The following is a 15,580-nucleotide window of genomic DNA, read 5'->3' as shown; positions in this document are numbered from 1 at the left end:
TGGATTAGCCATGATCAATTTTCGTCTGATTCGTCACCTCTGGTTGTTCCTGGCTGTTGCCGAGGAACAGAATTTCGGCCGCGCCGCCAAGCGCCTGGGGATGTCCCAGCCGCCGCTGAGCGAGCAGATCCAGGTGCTGGAGCAGGCGCTCAAGGTCAAGCTGTTCGACCGCTCGCGGCGCGGCGCGAACCTGACCCCCGTGGGGGCGGCGATCCTGCCGGCCGTGCGCAAGTTCGCCGAGCAGCTGGAGCGCCTGGAACTGGCTGTGGAAGAAGCGGTGGCGGGGCAGTCGGGGATGTTGACCATCGGCGCGATTTCCACGGCCATGTTCGATGTCTTGCCGGGCTTGATCGAGCAGTTGAAGAGCGATTATCCGCACCTCACCGTGTCCGTGCGGGAAATCGACAGCGTCGAAGCCGTCCCGGCACTGGAGGCCGGGGACATAGACCTGGCATTCGCCCGGCTGGACGGTGACCTGGGGGCCTCGATCAAATCACTGCCGCTGAGGGAGGATCGCCTGGTGGTGGCCCTGCCCAGTAATCACCCCTTGGCTTCGCGCACGCGAATCAGCCTGTCCAGCCTGGCCACAGAACCCTTGGTAATGTTTTCTCGAAAGGTCAGTCCGGTCTACTTCGACAATTTGATTGCGACCTGCCGGGCCAGCGGTTTTTCCCCGCGCGTGCTGCATGAAGTGCGCTCAGTCGCCTCGCAAATCGCCTTTGTCAGCTGTGGCCAGGGCATCGCACTGGTACCGGCGTCACTGAAAAAGCTGGCGCCCGACAATGTGGTGTTTCGCGCGCTGAGCCAGAAGCTCAATGTCGTGACCACCGCGGTGGCCTGGAATACGGAACGGCCCAACCCGCTGGTGGAGGCGCTGGTCGCCCGGCTCCAGTCCAGGGCGTGAGTCGACCAAGGCCTGTAAGCGAATATGGCTTGATAGGTTTGGCGTATGAAAGCATTCCAGAATCAGGAATTTACAGAAGGCTCGATCCCCTTGAAATTGTCTGTCTTGCTGTCGGCAACCCCAGCCGAGCGGCAGTATTTTCGCTCAAGGAGTCAATAACGTGCCCTCACCAGAAACCTTCACTCACGTGCAACTCCCTTTGACGGTGGAGGGTGTCCGGCTGAACGTTGCAGCCATCCATCGCGACGGAGTCCTGGCGCCGATTGTGTTCCTGCATGGTTTTGGTTCGACCAAAGAAGACTATGCCGACATCGTGCAGCAGCCCGCATTCGCCGGTCACCCTTTTGTCGCTTACGACGCACCGGGTTGCGGCGAAAGCCAGTGCAGCGACCTTTCCCGGATTTCCATTCCATTCCTGATGCAGACGGCGCTACAGGTGCTGGCGCATTTGGGCATCGAGCGCTTCCATCTGATCGGCCACTCCATGGGCGGGCTGACTGCGCTGATGCTGGCTCACCAGTTCCCGGATCGAGTGCTCAGCTTCGTCGATATCGAGGGTAATATCGCCCCGGAAGACTGCTTCCTCAGCCGTCAGATCGTCGACTATCCAAGCAATGATCCCGAGGCGTTTTTCGCGGCCTTCATCGAACGTGCCCGGCATGCCCCGGCCTATGCCAGTGCGCTCTATTCATCGAGCTTGAGGCACAAGGTTCGCGCCGGTGCCGTGCGAGGGATTTTCCAGTCGATGGTCGAGCTTTCCGATAACGGCGACCTGATGAGCAAATTCCTCGGGTTGAAGTGCCCCCGTATGTTCATGTACGGCGAACAGAACGCGTCACTGTCCTATCTATCGCATATCGAGGCCGAAGGTGTCCGGCTGGCGCGAATTCCGGCCTGCGGACACTTCCCCATGTATTCCAATCCGATCGCCATGTGGCAGCAGATCGCCGAGTTCCAGGCGAGCACTGCGCAGTGATGCAAAAAGGGCCCGTTGGGCCCCTGTAGGAGCGAGCTTGCTCGCGATGGACTCAAGGGCAGCGCGTTCATTCAGAAGACACGCGTTATCGTTAACGTCCATCGCGAGCAAGCTCGCTCCTACAGGGGCCTCATTTCCTTCAATAGTGCAGCTGTGCCTGTCAAACCCTCGCAGCGTGCGGCTTTGCACAGCCCTTCAAACCGGTACGCTCTTCGACCTCGCCGCAACCGCTGATGTACCCATAGCGAGACAGGTTCGGCATCAGCATCGCTGCGATGAAGGTGATGGTCACTACGGCCGCGACATAGAAGAAAAAATACTCTTCGATACCCTGTGAGCGCAGCGACAAGGCGACGTATTCGGCGGTACCGCCGAATGCCGCATTGCCGACTGCATAAGGAAAGCCCACGCCCAGTGCACGCACCGCAGGCGGGAACAGTTCGGCTTTGACGATCCCGGCAATCGGGGTGTAGAGCGACGCAATGGCCAGGCCGCCAAACACCAGCAGGAACGCCGTGAACGGGCTGCTGACCGACTGCAGCGAATAGAGCAGGGGGATCACCAGCAGCATGGCCAACCCGGAAAACATCAGCATGTGTGCCTTGATCCCGATCCGGTCGGCCAGCATGCCAAAGAGTGGCTGGCAGAACATGAAGCAGACCAGGGCCGCGGTCATGATAAAGCTGACCGTTTCTGGGCTGAAGCCAGCGGAAATCACCAGAAACTTCTGCATGTACGTCGTGAAGGTGTAGAAGTACAGCGAACCTCCGATGGTGAAAGCAACCACCAGCGCGACCGCCCGTTTGTGCTTGAACATTCCGCGCAGAGAGCCGGCATCTTTGTGGTTCATATCTTTCCGGGAGGCGGTTTCATGCATGGAGCGTCGCAGGTAAACCACGACGACCGAGCTCAAGGCGCCGATGAAGAATGGAATCCTCCAGCCCCATGCGCTCAATTGCTCGGCGGTGAGGGTTTGTTGAAGAATGACCACGGTCATCAAGGCCAGGAGCTGACCGGCGATGATGGTGAAGTACTGAAAGGATCCATAGAAACAACGACGACCCGGTGTGGCGATTTCACTGATGTAGGTGGCGCCGGTGCCGTACTCTGCGCCGACAGACAGGCCCTGAATCAGCCTGGCGACCACGAGCAGAACCGGGGCAGCCACACCGATGGTTTGGTACGTCGGCATGACCGCGATCAGCAACGATCCTGCGCACATCATGAACACCGAGATAATCATCGAGACCTTGCGGCCGCGAGTGTCAGCAATCCAGCCGAAGATCCAGCCGCCGAGAGGGCGCATGAAAAAGCCGACGGCGAATACCCCGGCGGTTGCGAGCAGTTGGCTGGTGGTGTCGCCTTTGGGGAAAAACGAAGCGGCAAAGTAGATGGCGGTATAGGCGTAAATGAAAAAGTCGTACCACTCCACCAGATTGCCCGAGCAGGCACCCATGATGGCTTTGACGCGATTTGGACTTTTCACCGGATCGGTCCCGGCAGCGCGGTCTGTCTGGTTTGTGCTTGATGCGGACATGGTGTTCACCCTTTCTTCAAGGCGAGACGATACGAGGAGCACACTGAGGCGTCTGCGCTGTAGTTGGCTCGATGAGTTGATGTGCTTAGCGCAGGGGGATGAACCTGCTGACGGTCAGGTTTTCTGAAGAGAGAACCGAAGGGGGATACACGTGGGAGTCCTGCTGTTCGTTGTCGGCGTAAATCGAACAGGTCAGGTCAGGCGAAAGATGAAAAATCATGGCGCAAGTCCTCGTATCTTATTTTTGTAGTGAGTCGAGCGCTCCTGGCGCCGACGTTGATTGCAAGCTACCGCAGAGTGAGGAGGGTAATAAGCCGTCAGCCAGGCCTAACTGATATACCTAAATTCTATAGCTTGGCCCGCAGCCCCGGCGGGCTAGGGGATACAGCCGGCTCAAAAGACGTCGAGCCGCATGCCACGGGGTTTGCAGGGCATTCCAGGGCTCGCAAATGCGTTTACACTCACACTACCCTTCGACGCATAACGCGCCGACCCCCCGACCCTGGCTGGCCTGGTAATGGATGTCGTTCAACTCAAAACCCTGATTCATGTCGCCGAGCTAGGCAGTCTCAGCAAAGCTTCGGATCGGCTGCACATCGCGCAACCGGCACTCAGCCGACAAATCAGATTGTTGGAGAAAGAACTCGGCACCTACCTGTTCGAGCGACACGGAAGAGGGATGGTGATTACCGATGTCGGTAGAGAAGTGTTGGCGCATGCCACCCGAATCATGGAAGAGATGGAGTCCATTCGAAGTTCGGTGGTCGGCGGAAGGTCTTCTTTTCGGGGAACGGTAGTCATCGGTACCACCCCGACGGTCGCGGAAATCGTTACCGTGCCCCTGGTGCGCAAGATCAGAGAGGCCCATCCGAATCTGGCCGTCAGGTTTTCCTCGGCCTTCAGCGGCTATCTGCTGGACTGGGTGCAGCGCGGCGAATTGGAACTGGCCATTTCCTATGACCCCCAACCCCTGCATACGCTGCGAATCGTGCCGGTGATGATGGAGAACCTCCTTCTGGTCGGTCCCCCCAGCGCAAACTTGCGCATCGATACGCCGGTAGCCTTTGAGGCTCTGGCCGAGCAGCAACTGGTATTGCCAAGCGCTCGACACGGCCTGCGCGTGATTATGGATAACTGTGCTCGTGAGGTCGGGATCAAGCTCAAGACCAGTGTTGAAGCCGACTCGTTCGGCGCAATGATCGACCTGGTCCGCAATGGCTTTGGTTTGACGGCTTTGCCTCTTGCGTCGATTTACACACAAGTCGAATCCGGCGTGCTGTGTGCGGCCCCGTTGGTCGACCCCGTCCCCATGCGCAAACTGGTTCAGGTGTTTCCCGCGGACAGGCGAGTCAGTCCGGCAGCCAAATTTGTCGGGGATGCCTTCATCGAGATTGCCGCCGATCTGGTCAATCGCAAGATCTGGGCGGGACACATGCTCTGAGCAACCGACGAAACCGATTCGTCGGTACCTCCCCATGCAACAGCCGCACAACCTTGACCGGATTTTTAGAGGGAGGCCACCGTTGGCTTTCGAAAACACCCCGCTCGTGCTCATACCCGGATTGCTCTGCGATGAGCGCCTATGGGCACAGCAAAAAGTTGCCTTGGAACACTCAAGGCACCTCTGCATTCCAGATGTCTCACTCGACGCCAGTATTGCGCAGATGGCCAAAAGAACACTGGACGAAGCTCCACCGTTTTTTGCCCTCGCTGCGTTGTCCATGGGCGGATATGTGGCCATGGAAATCATGCGGCAGGCGCCTGAGCGTGTAACGAAGCTGGCCCTGATAGACACCATGGTGCGACCCGACGATGAAGCCAGAGCCAAGGCTCGACGCGGCCTGTTGGAGCTGGCGCAGATGGGCAGGTTCAGGGGCGTGACACCGCAACTGCTGCCCAGACTCATGCATCCACGCTGCATCGGAACATCGATTGCGGATACCGTCCAGGCGATGGCCGAAGCAGTAGGAAAGGAGGGATTCGTTCGGCAGCAACTGGCGATCCTGGAGCGTCCTGACTACCGGCCGGTCCTTGAGACGATTGCTGTACCGACCTTGATCGTTGTGGGTGAAGACGACCAAATCACCCCCCCGGTAGAGTCTGAAATCATTCATCGAGGCATACCGCACTCCAGCCTGGTTGTGCTTGCTCAATGTGGGCACCTGCCGCCTCTGGAACATCCGGAACTCACCACCCGGCTGCTGAGTCGGTGGCTTGACGATGAGCATCCAGTTGCTCATTGCCTCGCGGCTTTTCATGTTCTCCACCACTGATGACACTGTTTTGAACGATCAAACTCGATTACCTGGCGTAGTGGGTATCTTTCTATTAGGGATGCTGCAAATTCTGGTCTGGGGAGGTTCTTTCTTCCTGATGGCCGTCATGGCCGATCCGATCATGAAAGAGACGGGTTGGGCCAGCCAATGGGTCTATGGCGCACTTTCTCTGAGCATTCTCGTTTCGGCAGTATTGGCACCGCTGACCGGCAGGCTTATTGCCCGCTACGGCGGTCGCACCATACTGGCCAGCAGCGGCCTGGGTGTCGCAATCGGCTTGTTCTTGATGGCCAACTGCGCCTCACTGCCAATGTTTCTTTTGTCCTGGGCCGTGATCGGTATGGGGATGGCGCTGGGGCTGTATGAAGCGCTATTCGCCTCTTTGGGCGCTCTATATGGGGAACGGGCGGGGAGTGCGATTACGGGGATCACGCTCATTTCAGGATTTGCGACAACGCTTTGCTGGCCGGCGGTTGCGCTCGTTATCGAACACTTTGGTTGGCGCAACACCTGCCTGGCCTATGGGGGGCTGCTGGCGATTGCCGTTGCACCGACTTATCTGTGGGTGCTGCCCCGAGGCGTGGGCCCACTGGCAAAAAGCAATGGACTCGCTGATGAGAGCGCCTCGATCGACCGGCGGATCTATGCGCTCCTCACGATGATTTTTGCGCTGGGCGCAGTGATCATGACGGCGCTTTCCGTCCAGCTTGTTTCATTATTGCAGGGGCAGGGGTATTCCCTCGCAGCCGCCATTGGACTTAGCGCTTTGCTGGGTCCCAGCCAGGTGGGTTCGCGTGTTCTCCAGGTGTTTTCGCGAAAGCGACACCCCATCTGGACGACATTGATTTGTGTCGTATTTGTGGCGATGGGTCTGTTGCTTGTGACCCTGGCTCCGGCATTGACCGCCCTTGGCCTTGTGCTTTATGGCGTTGGTAATGGGCTGCGTGCGATCGTCCGGGGTCTGCTGCCACTGACCCTTATGTCGCCATCGCAGTATGTTCTGCTGATGGGGCGCATGGCTCGACCGTCACTCATCGGACAAGCGCTGACCCCCCTCGCTGGCGGTTACCTTTTGCAGACGCTGGGCGCCGGTGGTGTGCTCGCGGGCTTGAGCTCACTGGCGGTGTTGAATGTGCTTTTGGTATTTTTGCTCATTCGGCTGGTGTGAAAAATACGGGCAAGTCCAGGCACCTACAGGGGCAAGGTATTACAGTGTTTGATCTCCTTGAGTGAAAACCCGGTGTACATTTCCTTGATATTGCCAAGCGTACGTATGCGATGCATGGCGAGTTCATGGAATGCCTCCATGTCTTTGACGACTACCTGCAAGAGGTAGTCGTATTTCCCCGAAACTTTGTGACAGGCAACAATGTTGGGCAGCGCCAGAACACCCGCCTCGAATTGCTCCATGGCTTCCTGGGAGTGACTATCGAGGGTGACGCTGATGAACGCAAAAAGCCCCAGCCCCATGCTCTTTGGGTTCAAGTGCGCGTGATACCCGATAATCACCTCCTCCTCCAGGCGCTTTAGGCGCTTCCAGCAGGCTGGCGCCGACAGGCAAACACGAAGCGCTATCTCGGCGTTCGTCAGGCGGCCATTCATCTGCAGAATTTCAAGAATTGAACGATCAACCTTGTCCATTTCCGCCATGTGTTCTCTCCATTTAACAATGAGTACGTGGTAGGGCGATTGGTCCCACCTCGTGGGCCCTTGATCAAGCATCCATTTCTGCAAATTGAAAATATTAGAAAGAAAATTACCTGAAGAACACATTTTGGATAATTAACGTCTGAAAAATAATTCATTACAGAGGCGTTTCGAAAGCTAATTTTTAAGACCCTGAAATACAATTTCTTGTCGTTTCCGACACCCAAGCCACTGGCTCAGACAATAAAAACAAGTAAAAACGGAGGCAATTTTGAGCATATTCAGAACAAAAGACCTGGACGCAATGATTGCTGCTGCCCGAGCTCCTGCCGGGTTGAAAAAAGTGCTGGGGCCGATGGATCTGGTCCTGATTGGTATCGGTGCAATCGTCGGGACGGGCATCTTTGTATTAACCGGAACCGGCGCATTGACTGCGGGACCGGCCCTCACGGTTTCATTCCTGATAGCGGCGCTGGCCTGTGCATTTGCCGCGCTGTGTTATGCCGAGTTCGCCTCATCTGTGCCGGTAGCAGGCTCGATTTACACCTACAGCTACGCGACGCTGGGAGAGTTGGTGGCCTGGATGATCGGCTGGGATCTGATGCTCGAATACGGACTGGCCAGCTCGGCGGTGTCTGTTGGGTGGTCGGGTTACTTCCAGTCCCTGTTGAGCGGATTTGGGCTGGGTCTTCCGGTTGTACTGACCGCGGCTCCAGGCTCGTTGCCCGGTGTGGAAACCTGGTTCAACCTGCCAGCGCTGGTGATCATGCTGGCAATCACCTGGATGCTTTCGGTAGGCATCAAGGAATCGGCACGTGTAAACAACGTGATGGTGATCATCAAAATCGCCGTGGTCCTGCTCTTTATCGCCGTTGGTGTGCGACATGTTCAGCCGGCCAACTGGCAACCTTTCGCACCCTTTGGCGGCCATGGCATTTTTAGCGCTTCGGCCTTGGTGTTTTTTGCTTTTATTGGTTTCGATGCGGTTTCTTCTGCCGCCGAAGAAGTGAAAAAACCGGCGCGTGACCTGCCCATCGGCATTATCGGTTCCCTGGCCGTTTGCGCGGTGCTGTACGTTGCCGTTTCAATGATCATGACCGGCATCGTGCCCTATGCCCAATTCCTTGGCGTTGATCATCCGGTCTCATTGGCGTTGCAATATGCCGGTGAAAGCTGGGTTGCCGGGTTCGTTGATTTAGGCGCAATCGTTGGCATGACGACCGTCATTCTGGTGATGGCTTACGGTCAAACCAGGATCATTTACGCGATGTCGCGGGACGGACTGCTTCCCCAGCGCCTTTCCAGGGTTCACCCACGATTCGGAACCCCATATTTCGCCACCTGGATGGTGGGAATAATCTTCGGGCTGATCTCGGCACTGATTCCGCTGAACGTCCTGGCCGAGCTGATCAATATCGGTACGTTGGCAGCATTCAGTCTGATCTCGGTGGCAGTGATCGTATTGCGCAAGACCCGCCCCGATCTTCCTCGCGCATTCAGATGCCCTGGCGTGCCCATTGTCCCGTTGCTCGCTATCGGGTTCTGCGTGACCTTGATGACCTTCCTCAAGCAGACGACCTGGCTGGCATTTGGAGCGTGGCTGGCAATTGGCCTGGTGATCTATTTCGCCTATGCGAGATGCCGCTCGCTGTTGCATTAATCCCGCATCTCGTCAGTTCCCCTTGGGGTGTCAATCAGCATCCAATAGCTTTCAGGTGCGAAATTGCATCCCGGCGCCGGCAAGACAATGCCGGCGCAGGCGACGGCCCGGGTCGAGATGCGATCGGCCAGAGAACCGGAGAAGAGTCCGAGCGCGTAGTAGGTGAAGGCCGTCAGTGAATACAGCGATGGCCACGAAAAAAGGTTCTTCACGGAATTCGCCGCTGTTATCAGGGAGAGGGCGGGGGATTGCCTTAATAGATTCCGGGAATCAGCCGCGACGTGCGGGCACGATAGGCCGCGTACTCGTCGCCGAAGTGCCTGCTCAACATCGCTTCTTCGGCGCGTATGCGCGCGATGAGCGGCAGGAGCATCAGCGCGGTGAGCAGCACGCCGATGACGGAGCGAAATGCCAGCGCCCATCCCAGCGAATTGATGAGAAAACCGAGGTAGCTGGGATGGCGAATGACGCTGTACACGCCATCGGTGACCAACTGATGCCCCGGCTGGATGGCGACCAGCCCGCTGAAGCGTCGACCCAGTATGAATACCGGCCAGAGTCGTAGCGCTCCACCGACGGTGAAGAGTACGACGCCGAACCAGCGCATCGTCTCTGCACCCAACGTCCATAGGTCCTGGCGATCGGTATAGGCCGGTAGATAGGCGCTCAGCAATCCGATCAGCGAAATGACGACAATGACCCAGCGGTTGGAGCGATCTTCATACTCTCCGGAACTGAGATTTCCTTCGGAAAAAAGCCCCGTAACATAGAGGACGAAAAGTACCAGGGTAAGAGCGGTCAAGGCCCCGTGTGCAAAGAACGCGGCAAATCCTCCTTCGCCGAGAATGGCCAGTCCCAGGTAGGCCAGGGTTCCGACGAGTGTGACGGTGGTTAATCTAAGCGTGGGCGTCGTCATCCTGAGCTCGCTTGCTGTTTATCTATTTCCTGGCTGCGGCGCTACGCAGGGGCATTGAACACGATTGCGCTTCGCATCGAGGGTAATGACTGTTTAAGTATATCGCAGGGAACGACCTCGGTTGATTTGCAGGCGAGAGCCATTCTCAGGTGGACCGCCCGTGTAACCTGCCGCCATCTGTACTCACTCGACGTCAGGTTCAAATACCCTTGCGTGGCCAAACACCGTGCACCGTGCAAGTATGTCTGGAGTCATCTGCGTTTGCCGGGGTGCATGCCATGGCTACCACCGAACGTTCGCCACGCCTGACCGCCAACCGTCTGCGGGCTCTGCATAGAGAAGGTTTCGTCCTGCTGCCAGGGGTGCTCGATAGCGCGCGGATCGAAACCCTGCGCAATGCCATTGACCGCCTGAAGCCACAACACTGGGACTACAGCGGCCTGCTCGAGCACTACAAATGCGTGTTCAATCGTGATCCGCTGTGGCTGCCGTTTCTCGACTTGCCAGCAATTATCGAGCTGGCCGAAATGGCCCTTGGTGCCGATTGCCACGTGATCGGCCAGACCGCCTGGCGCTGTCATCCGGGCTTCGTTGGTGCCGCGCTGCATCTGGACTATCTGGTGTTGGAACTGCCACAAAGTCTGCTGGCCGATCCCGCATTCAAGTTGCCGATGCAGATCTGCACTGCGCACCTTTACCTCGACGATATCGACGCCGATCTCTGTCCCACCCTGGTGATCCCCGGCAGCCACCGGGCCGGACGACCGCCTATCGCCGGCGAGAGCCAGTGGCAGGGCCGCCCGGCTCAGCCAGTGCTGTGCCGGGCTGGCGATGTGCTGATGTTTCGCAGTGAACTGTGGCACGCCGGCAGCAGTAACCGCACGCCAGACCGCACCCGTTACCTGTTACAGGTGCACTACGGCAGGCGAATGGTGGCGCAGAAGTTCGCGCCATACCTGCACTGGTGCTTCAATCCTGCCGTGCTGGCCGCCGCCACGCCGCGACAACTGCGCCTGCTGGGAGAGCACCAGGAAGCCGAATACGACTGAACTGTTTGGCATCGCGAAGGCGGCGTTGAGTGGCGGATGAAGGATTGCTCTGGTTTTCGAGGTGATTGGATAAATCAATTGTCGGCCCTGCGCACTTATGGCTTATACCTGGCGCGCATCGACAGGTCGTTCTCCATCCATCAGAACCTGATCGGATGATGAGCGCTGTCCATGAGACCCCATGCATAAGGACTGAGTCATGAGCCAACCACAACTGACCCACGTTGATTTGTACCTGCAACGCCTGGGCTACGACGCGCCGCCGCCACCGACGCTGGAAACACTGCGCGAGCTTCAGTTGCGCCACACCAGCGTTTTTCCCTTTGAAACGCTTTCTACGATGTTGCGGGTTCCGGTTCCAATCGATCTTGCGTCGGTGGAACGCAAAGTCCTGCACGAGGGGCGTGGAGGATATTGCTACGAACTCAACAACCTATTCCTGGCGTTGCTTCAACAGCTTGGATTCCAGGCCAGAGGCATTACCGGACGCGTGGTGATGGGCGGTCCTGAAGACGCTTTGACTGCCCGCACTCATCGCTTGAGTTTGTTGACGCTGGACGGAACCCGTTATATCTCGGACGTCGGTTTCGGCGGCATGGTGCCCACGACGCCACTTCGACTGGACACTGAACAAGAGCAGGCAACACCCCATGAGCCGTACCGCATAACGCACCATGAAGGCAGTTATACCCTGCGTGCGAAGGTCGCCGGCGACTGGCGTGCCCTCTATGTATTTGATCTGCAAGCGCAGTCAGCGATCGATTACGAGGTGGGTAACTGGTACGTCTCGACTCATAAGGACTCGCCGTTTCTTGGGCAGTTGGTGGTGGCGAGGACGGGGGAAGGGCTGCGCCGTACGCTGAACAATGGCAGTTATGCCCTCCATCGTATGGGGGGTGAGAGTGAACGACGGCAGCTCACTGACGCCGATGAGATCATCGAGCTGCTACAAGGCGAGTTCGGGATCCGTGTTCCGCAACATCCTGAGCTCAAGCAGATCATTGCGCGGTTAATCACCCAGACCGTATAACTCCGGGATCGACCAGCGAATGCCTGATTGAAACCTCCGCGCGCCACGGCCTTACCGGGTCAATAGCCCCCGCCACTGTGCTCGGAGCGTTCTTTGGCAGCCTGTTCCAGGCTTTCCCGACCGGCGCAGCTGATAAAACCCTTGTGGTCCACTTTGCCGGTTGCATCGAGGCTGATGTGGTAGGTCTGTTGCTGTCCGCCCTGAATGAGCAGGTAGTCGAGGCAGGCCCCGGGGTTTACCGTGCGCTTGCTCACCGATGCAGGCTGCCCCCCGATGTCGAGGACCTGCTGTTTGCTCATGCCTTCCTTGACCCGCGCGACCAACGGCTGGTCCCGGAAAATCTGCTCTTGCGGGGGGGCGCAAGCCGCCAATGCTGCCAGTACAAAAAAGGTCGCGAGTAGAAGATTGGACATGACCGGGCTCCCACGTTTGCCTGGTGCGCCCAACGCCTTTGCACATCAAGGTTTGGGCGAGCAGGGTATGGATTATCAATGTAGACCGCTAAGACCCTGGCTGCTTGAACTGAGTGCGAAACCAGTCTGCGATCATGGCTTTTTCAGCGTAGAGCCGGTCACTGCTGGTGGCGCGGCCGGGACGCTGCAGATAGAACTTGTCGCTTAGATGGGCATCGGCCTGGCGAAGCGTCTGGTCGTTTTGCTTGAGTACGTAATGCAGTTGCATGGATGGCCAGGTAATGTCGCGCATAAAGCGCACATTACTGGAATAGGTATTCCAGAGTTCATAGCGACCGGCCAGATCAATGTCGCGGACTTCGATCTGCAGCACTTGGCCCGATTGCAGATAGCGTTTGCCGAGCTGTTCAAAATAGCTGCGCAACTCTTTCATGACGAAATCGTCGGCGCCGCGCTCATAGCCTGCAACGTTGAGGCTGGCATCACGGAACGTCTCGGGATTCTTGAAGCTGACCTCGACCGAGGTCGCTGCGGCGAGCGATTGCGCCATGCTGCTCATCAGCATCAGCAGGACCGCGGTGCAAGCGCCTGTGACGCGCATAACACACCTCCTGGCGCGGCTTCAGCGAGGGCCGCTACCTCGTATGAATTTTACGCCCCGCAAGGTATTCGGCAACTTCAGCGACGGTCGGCTTTGGCGCTTTTCAGTCAACCACCGCTCAAGCTCACGGCTTTTCACCGATCAGCAGAACTGCTGAGCCGCCCACCAGCCATCCAGCGTCTCCTGCAGCCAGTCGAAAACCTGTTCGTAGGCGTCGCTGTCATCCTGATCGCGGGGCAGGGGCGATTCCTCGGCGAAGTGGGCGTTGAGTGCCGCAACCGACTCACTGTTCCACTCTGGATGAAACTGCAAACCCACCCGTGTCGGGCCGACCGAGTACATTTGCTGCTCGCACCGGGCGCTGCTGGCCAGCAAGCGAGCGTCTGGAGGCAGATCGATCGCATCCTCATGCCATTCCAGCACCTTCAACACCCTGCCATCGGCAAAGGTCACTTCGGTCCAGCCCGTCTCGGTATCGGCCATCCGCCGCACATCTGCGCCAAGACCCCGCGCCAGCAGTTGCGCGCCAAGGCAAATCGCGAACACTGGCGCGTCCTGGGCGAGGCTTGCGGCCAACCATTTGCGTTCCTCGGCCAGCCATTGCGGCCCGGCGTTGGACTCGTATGGCCCACCCAAAATAATCACCGGTGCGGCGCTGATGGGCGGCAGCTCGCCGAGGTCGGCGCGATAGATGTTCAGCGTCAGCCCGCGAGCCTCGGCCCACTGGGCAATAGCGCCGGGGCCCTCGGCGGGATGGTGCTGGATCAGGCTCAATGAAGTCGGATTGTTCGACACGGCAACTCCTCAGTTTCAGTCGGTGATACGAACGTTATTTTTTTATATCTAATTGCCGTATCGGCACAATTTGCGCTGATTGCGCTTTTCTAGACTGCCGGTCACTTCGATGTTTGCCAATCGAAAAGTCCTGATAAGAACCTGCGCACCAGGAACTACAGATGAAGAAGCTAGCACTGTTCGGTGCTCCGGCACTGTCGGTGTTGTTCCTGTCCGCCATGGCCGACGCGGTCAACCTCGATACAAGTACTTCAAGTTCGACGTATTCGGCGAGTAATCTCCCCGATCAAAAAAAGGTGGCAATCGTTAACGCGGCTGCCACCTTTTCCATGTGCTGTGAGTCGCGCCCCGAAGGAGCTGCCAAAGGCTACGATCTTCTAGGACATCCCTATCTCCATCATTCGGAGTCTTACGTATGCAACGCATCGACCACTCACTCCCCTGGAGCCACCTGGGCACGGAGCGGTGCCTCAGCGTCTTCCGTTTCGGCGCCGGCACCCGCAAGGTCTACATCCAGGCCAGCCTGCACGCGGACGAACTGCCAGGCATGCGCACGGCGTGGGAGCTGAAAAAACGCCTGACCGAACTCGAGAGCCAAGGCCAGCTCAAGGGCGTCGTCGAACTGGTGCCGGTGGCCAACCCCATCGGTCTGGACCAGCACCTGCAAGGCAGCCACTTGGGGCGTTTCGAGCTGGGCAGCGGCAAAAACTTCAACCGCGCCTTCTATGAACTCAGCGGCCCGGTTGGTGAGTTGATCGGTGACCGGTTGGGCAACGATGCCCAGGCCAACATCGCGCTGATTCGCCAAACCATGGGCCAGGTGCTCGACGACTTGCCCACGCCGGCCTCACAACTCGAAGCCCTGCAGCGGTTACTGCTGCGCCACGCTTGCGACGCCGACATCACCCTCGACCTGCATTGCGACTTCGACGCGGCGATTCACCTCTACGCACTGCCGCAGCACTGGCCGCAATGGCAATCCCTGGCTGCACGCTTGCAGGCCGGTGTCGCGCTATTGGCCGAAGACTCCGGCGGTAACTCCTTCGACGAATCCTGCTCGTCGCCCTGGCTGCGACTGGCGAAGGCATACCCGCACGCCGCTATCCCTGCGGCCAACCTCGCCACTACCCTGGAACTGGGCAGCATAGGCGACACCCGCATCGACCAGGCCCAGGCCAATTGCGAAGCCATCCTCGGTTTCCTTGCCGAACAAGGCTTCATCGCAGGTCAATGGCCCGTAGCCCCGAGCCAGTGCTGCGAAGGCATGCCGTTCGCAGGCACCGAGTACCTGTTCCCACCACATCACGGTGTGGTCAGCTTCCTGCGCAGTGCCGGTGAATGGGTCGAGAAGGGCGATGCACTGTTTGAAGTGGTCGACCCACTGAATGATCGGGTCAGCACCGTCTGCGCCGGGACCAGTGGCGTGTTGTTTGCCATTGATCGCGGGCGCTATACGCAACCGGGGATCTGGTTGGCGAAAGTGGCGGGGCGGGAGGCGATACGGGTTGGGAAGCTGAGTAGTGATTGAGGGCACAGGGCAAAGCTGATCGTTGAATGATCGTTCCCACGCTCCGCGTGGTAATGCCTCTCTGGACGCTCTGCGTCCGCTTCTGTGACGCAGAGCGTCACGGGCTGCATTCCCACGTAGAGCGTGGGAGCGATCAATGCACAACCGGGGATCTGATTGGCGAAAGTGGCAGGGCGGGAGGCGATACGGGTTGGGAAGCTGAGTAGTGATTGAGGGCACAGGGCAAAGCTGATCGTTGAATGATCGTT

General features: G+C 58.2%; 17 protein-coding genes. 9 read left to right on the top strand and 8 right to left on the bottom strand.

The window, feature by feature from the left end:
• The first annotated feature begins 10 nt into the window (after nucleotides 1-10).
• Both AC07VR_RS22375 and AC07VR_RS22370 read left to right on the top strand, forming a co-directional pair.
• The gene (locus AC07VR_RS22375) at nucleotides 11-904 is read left to right on the top strand and encodes a LysR family transcriptional regulator (protein ID WP_494992212.1); all 894 of its coding nucleotides are present in this window, start codon (nucleotides 11-13) and stop codon (nucleotides 902-904) included.
• Between the two features lie 160 nt (nucleotides 905-1,064).
• Complete coding sequence (locus AC07VR_RS22370; RefSeq protein WP_495012559.1) at nucleotides 1,065-1,880, top strand: alpha/beta fold hydrolase; 816 nt, start codon at nucleotides 1,065-1,067, stop codon at nucleotides 1,878-1,880.
• A gap of 160 nt (nucleotides 1,881-2,040) precedes the next feature.
• On the opposite strand, the gene AC07VR_RS22365 is transcribed toward AC07VR_RS22370, so the two are convergent.
• The gene (locus tag AC07VR_RS22365) at nucleotides 2,041-3,417 is read right to left on the bottom strand and encodes an MFS family transporter (protein ID WP_495012558.1); all 1,377 of its coding nucleotides are present in this window, start codon (nucleotides 3,415-3,417) and stop codon (nucleotides 2,041-2,043) included.
• Nucleotides 3,418-3,502: 85 nt separating this feature from the next.
• Nucleotides 3,503-3,637 (bottom strand): hypothetical protein, encoded by a 135-nt coding sequence (locus AC07VR_RS22360; RefSeq protein ID WP_495012557.1) that lies wholly within the window; start codon nucleotides 3,635-3,637, stop codon nucleotides 3,503-3,505.
• A 297-nt stretch (nucleotides 3,638-3,934) separates the two neighbouring features.
• On the opposite strand from AC07VR_RS22360, the gene AC07VR_RS22355 reads away from it, so the two are divergent.
• From AC07VR_RS22355 to AC07VR_RS22345, 3 genes are all read left to right on the top strand, one after another.
• Nucleotides 3,935-4,858: a LysR family transcriptional regulator gene (locus AC07VR_RS22355; protein ID WP_495012556.1), complete on the top strand. Its 924-nt coding sequence runs from the start codon at nucleotides 3,935-3,937 to the stop codon at nucleotides 4,856-4,858.
• An 82-nt stretch (nucleotides 4,859-4,940) separates the two neighbouring features.
• The gene (locus tag AC07VR_RS22350) at nucleotides 4,941-5,690 is read left to right on the top strand and encodes an alpha/beta fold hydrolase (RefSeq protein ID WP_495012555.1); all 750 of its coding nucleotides are present in this window, start codon (nucleotides 4,941-4,943) and stop codon (nucleotides 5,688-5,690) included.
• A 61-nt stretch (nucleotides 5,691-5,751) separates the two neighbouring features.
• Nucleotides 5,752-6,861 (top strand): MFS transporter, encoded by a 1,110-nt coding sequence (locus AC07VR_RS22345; protein WP_495012616.1) that lies wholly within the window; start codon nucleotides 5,752-5,754, stop codon nucleotides 6,859-6,861.
• Nucleotides 6,862-6,884: 23 nt separating this feature from the next.
• Here the strand turns inward: AC07VR_RS22345 and AC07VR_RS22340 are convergent, their stop codons facing one another.
• Nucleotides 6,885-7,343 (bottom strand): Lrp/AsnC family transcriptional regulator, encoded by a 459-nt coding sequence (locus AC07VR_RS22340; protein ID WP_494992206.1) that lies wholly within the window; start codon nucleotides 7,341-7,343, stop codon nucleotides 6,885-6,887.
• Nucleotides 7,344-7,611: 268 nt separating this feature from the next.
• Here AC07VR_RS22340 and bcaP point away from each other — a divergent pair, with 268 nt between their 5' ends.
• The gene (gene bcaP, locus AC07VR_RS22335) at nucleotides 7,612-9,000 is read left to right on the top strand and encodes a branched-chain amino acid transporter BcaP (protein ID WP_495012554.1); all 1,389 of its coding nucleotides are present in this window, start codon (nucleotides 7,612-7,614) and stop codon (nucleotides 8,998-9,000) included.
• Here the strand turns inward: bcaP and AC07VR_RS22330 are convergent.
• Nucleotides 8,997-9,212: a hypothetical protein gene (locus AC07VR_RS22330; RefSeq protein ID WP_495012553.1), complete on the bottom strand. Its 216-nt coding sequence runs from the start codon at nucleotides 9,210-9,212 to the stop codon at nucleotides 8,997-8,999. The two genes, bcaP and AC07VR_RS22330, sit on opposite strands and share 4 nt — an antisense overlap.
• Before the next feature lie 41 nt (nucleotides 9,213-9,253).
• Nucleotides 9,254-9,916 (bottom strand): methyltransferase family protein, encoded by a 663-nt coding sequence (locus tag AC07VR_RS22325; RefSeq protein ID WP_495012552.1) that lies wholly within the window; start codon nucleotides 9,914-9,916, stop codon nucleotides 9,254-9,256.
• 278 nt (nucleotides 9,917-10,194) lie between these two features.
• Between AC07VR_RS22325 and AC07VR_RS22320 the strand changes: the two genes are divergently transcribed.
• Together AC07VR_RS22320 and AC07VR_RS22315 are read left to right on the top strand one after the other, a co-directional pair.
• The gene (locus AC07VR_RS22320) at nucleotides 10,195-10,965 is read left to right on the top strand and encodes a phytanoyl-CoA dioxygenase family protein (RefSeq protein WP_495012551.1); all 771 of its coding nucleotides are present in this window, start codon (nucleotides 10,195-10,197) and stop codon (nucleotides 10,963-10,965) included.
• A gap of 199 nt (nucleotides 10,966-11,164) precedes the next feature.
• A complete protein-coding gene (locus tag AC07VR_RS22315; protein WP_495012550.1) occupies nucleotides 11,165-11,995 on the top strand; it encodes an arylamine N-acetyltransferase family protein in 831 nt (276 codons plus the stop codon).
• 59 nt (nucleotides 11,996-12,054) lie between these two features.
• On the opposite strand, the gene osmE is transcribed toward AC07VR_RS22315, so the two are convergent.
• From osmE to AC07VR_RS22300, 3 genes are all read right to left on the bottom strand, one after another.
• Nucleotides 12,055-12,408, bottom strand: coding sequence for an osmotically-inducible lipoprotein OsmE (osmE, locus tag AC07VR_RS22310; protein WP_494992200.1), 354 nt, complete (start codon nucleotides 12,406-12,408; stop codon nucleotides 12,055-12,057).
• An 88-nt stretch (nucleotides 12,409-12,496) separates the two neighbouring features.
• Nucleotides 12,497-13,009, bottom strand: a complete 513-nt coding sequence (locus AC07VR_RS22305; protein ID WP_494992199.1) for a DUF3016 domain-containing protein — start codon at nucleotides 13,007-13,009, stop codon at nucleotides 12,497-12,499.
• 141 nt (nucleotides 13,010-13,150) lie between these two features.
• On the bottom strand, nucleotides 13,151-13,804 hold the full coding sequence (locus AC07VR_RS22300) for a type 1 glutamine amidotransferase (RefSeq protein ID WP_495012549.1): 654 nt from the start codon (nucleotides 13,802-13,804) through the stop codon (nucleotides 13,151-13,153).
• 415 nt (nucleotides 13,805-14,219) lie between these two features.
• Between AC07VR_RS22300 and AC07VR_RS22295 the strand changes: the two genes are divergently transcribed.
• Entirely contained in the window at nucleotides 14,220-15,332 is a 1,113-nt protein-coding gene (locus AC07VR_RS22295) for a succinylglutamate desuccinylase/aspartoacylase family protein (protein WP_495012548.1), read from the top strand.
• The last annotated feature ends 248 nt before the right edge of the window (nucleotides 15,333-15,580 follow it).

It is taken from the genome of Pseudomonas sp. GW821-FHT02H09 (assembly GCF_059421425.1).
This window is presented reverse-complemented; position numbering and strand designations above follow the sequence as displayed.

Bases quoted from the DNA above. Each gene is read 5' to 3' on its own strand.
- AC07VR_RS22340 (WP_494992206.1), bottom strand. From the start codon at position 7,343: ATGGCGGAAATGGACAAGGTTGATCGTTCAATTCTTGAAATTCTGCAG.
- AC07VR_RS22320 (WP_495012551.1), top strand. From the start codon at position 10,195: ATGGCTACCACCGAACGTTCGCCACGCCTGACCGCCAACCGTCTGCGG.
- AC07VR_RS22315 (WP_495012550.1), top strand. From the start codon at position 11,165: ATGAGCCAACCACAACTGACCCACGTTGATTTGTACCTGCAACGCCTG.
- AC07VR_RS22305 (WP_494992199.1), bottom strand. From the start codon at position 13,009: ATGCGCGTCACAGGCGCTTGCACCGCGGTCCTGCTGATGCTGATGAGC.
- AC07VR_RS22375 (WP_494992212.1), top strand. From the start codon at position 11: ATGATCAATTTTCGTCTGATTCGTCACCTCTGGTTGTTCCTGGCTGTT.
- osmE (WP_494992200.1), bottom strand. From the start codon at position 12,408: ATGTCCAATCTTCTACTCGCGACCTTTTTTGTACTGGCAGCATTGGCG.
- AC07VR_RS22345 (WP_495012616.1), top strand. From the start codon at position 5,752: ATGCTGCAAATTCTGGTCTGGGGAGGTTCTTTCTTCCTGATGGCCGTC.
- AC07VR_RS22365 (WP_495012558.1), bottom strand. From the start codon at position 3,417: ATGTCCGCATCAAGCACAAACCAGACAGACCGCGCTGCCGGGACCGAT.
- AC07VR_RS22360 (WP_495012557.1), bottom strand. From the start codon at position 3,637: ATGATTTTTCATCTTTCGCCTGACCTGACCTGTTCGATTTACGCCGAC.
- AC07VR_RS22355 (WP_495012556.1), top strand. From the start codon at position 3,935: ATGGATGTCGTTCAACTCAAAACCCTGATTCATGTCGCCGAGCTAGGC.
- AC07VR_RS22325 (WP_495012552.1), bottom strand. From the start codon at position 9,916: ATGACGACGCCCACGCTTAGATTAACCACCGTCACACTCGTCGGAACC.
- AC07VR_RS22295 (WP_495012548.1), top strand. From the start codon at position 14,220: ATGCAACGCATCGACCACTCACTCCCCTGGAGCCACCTGGGCACGGAG.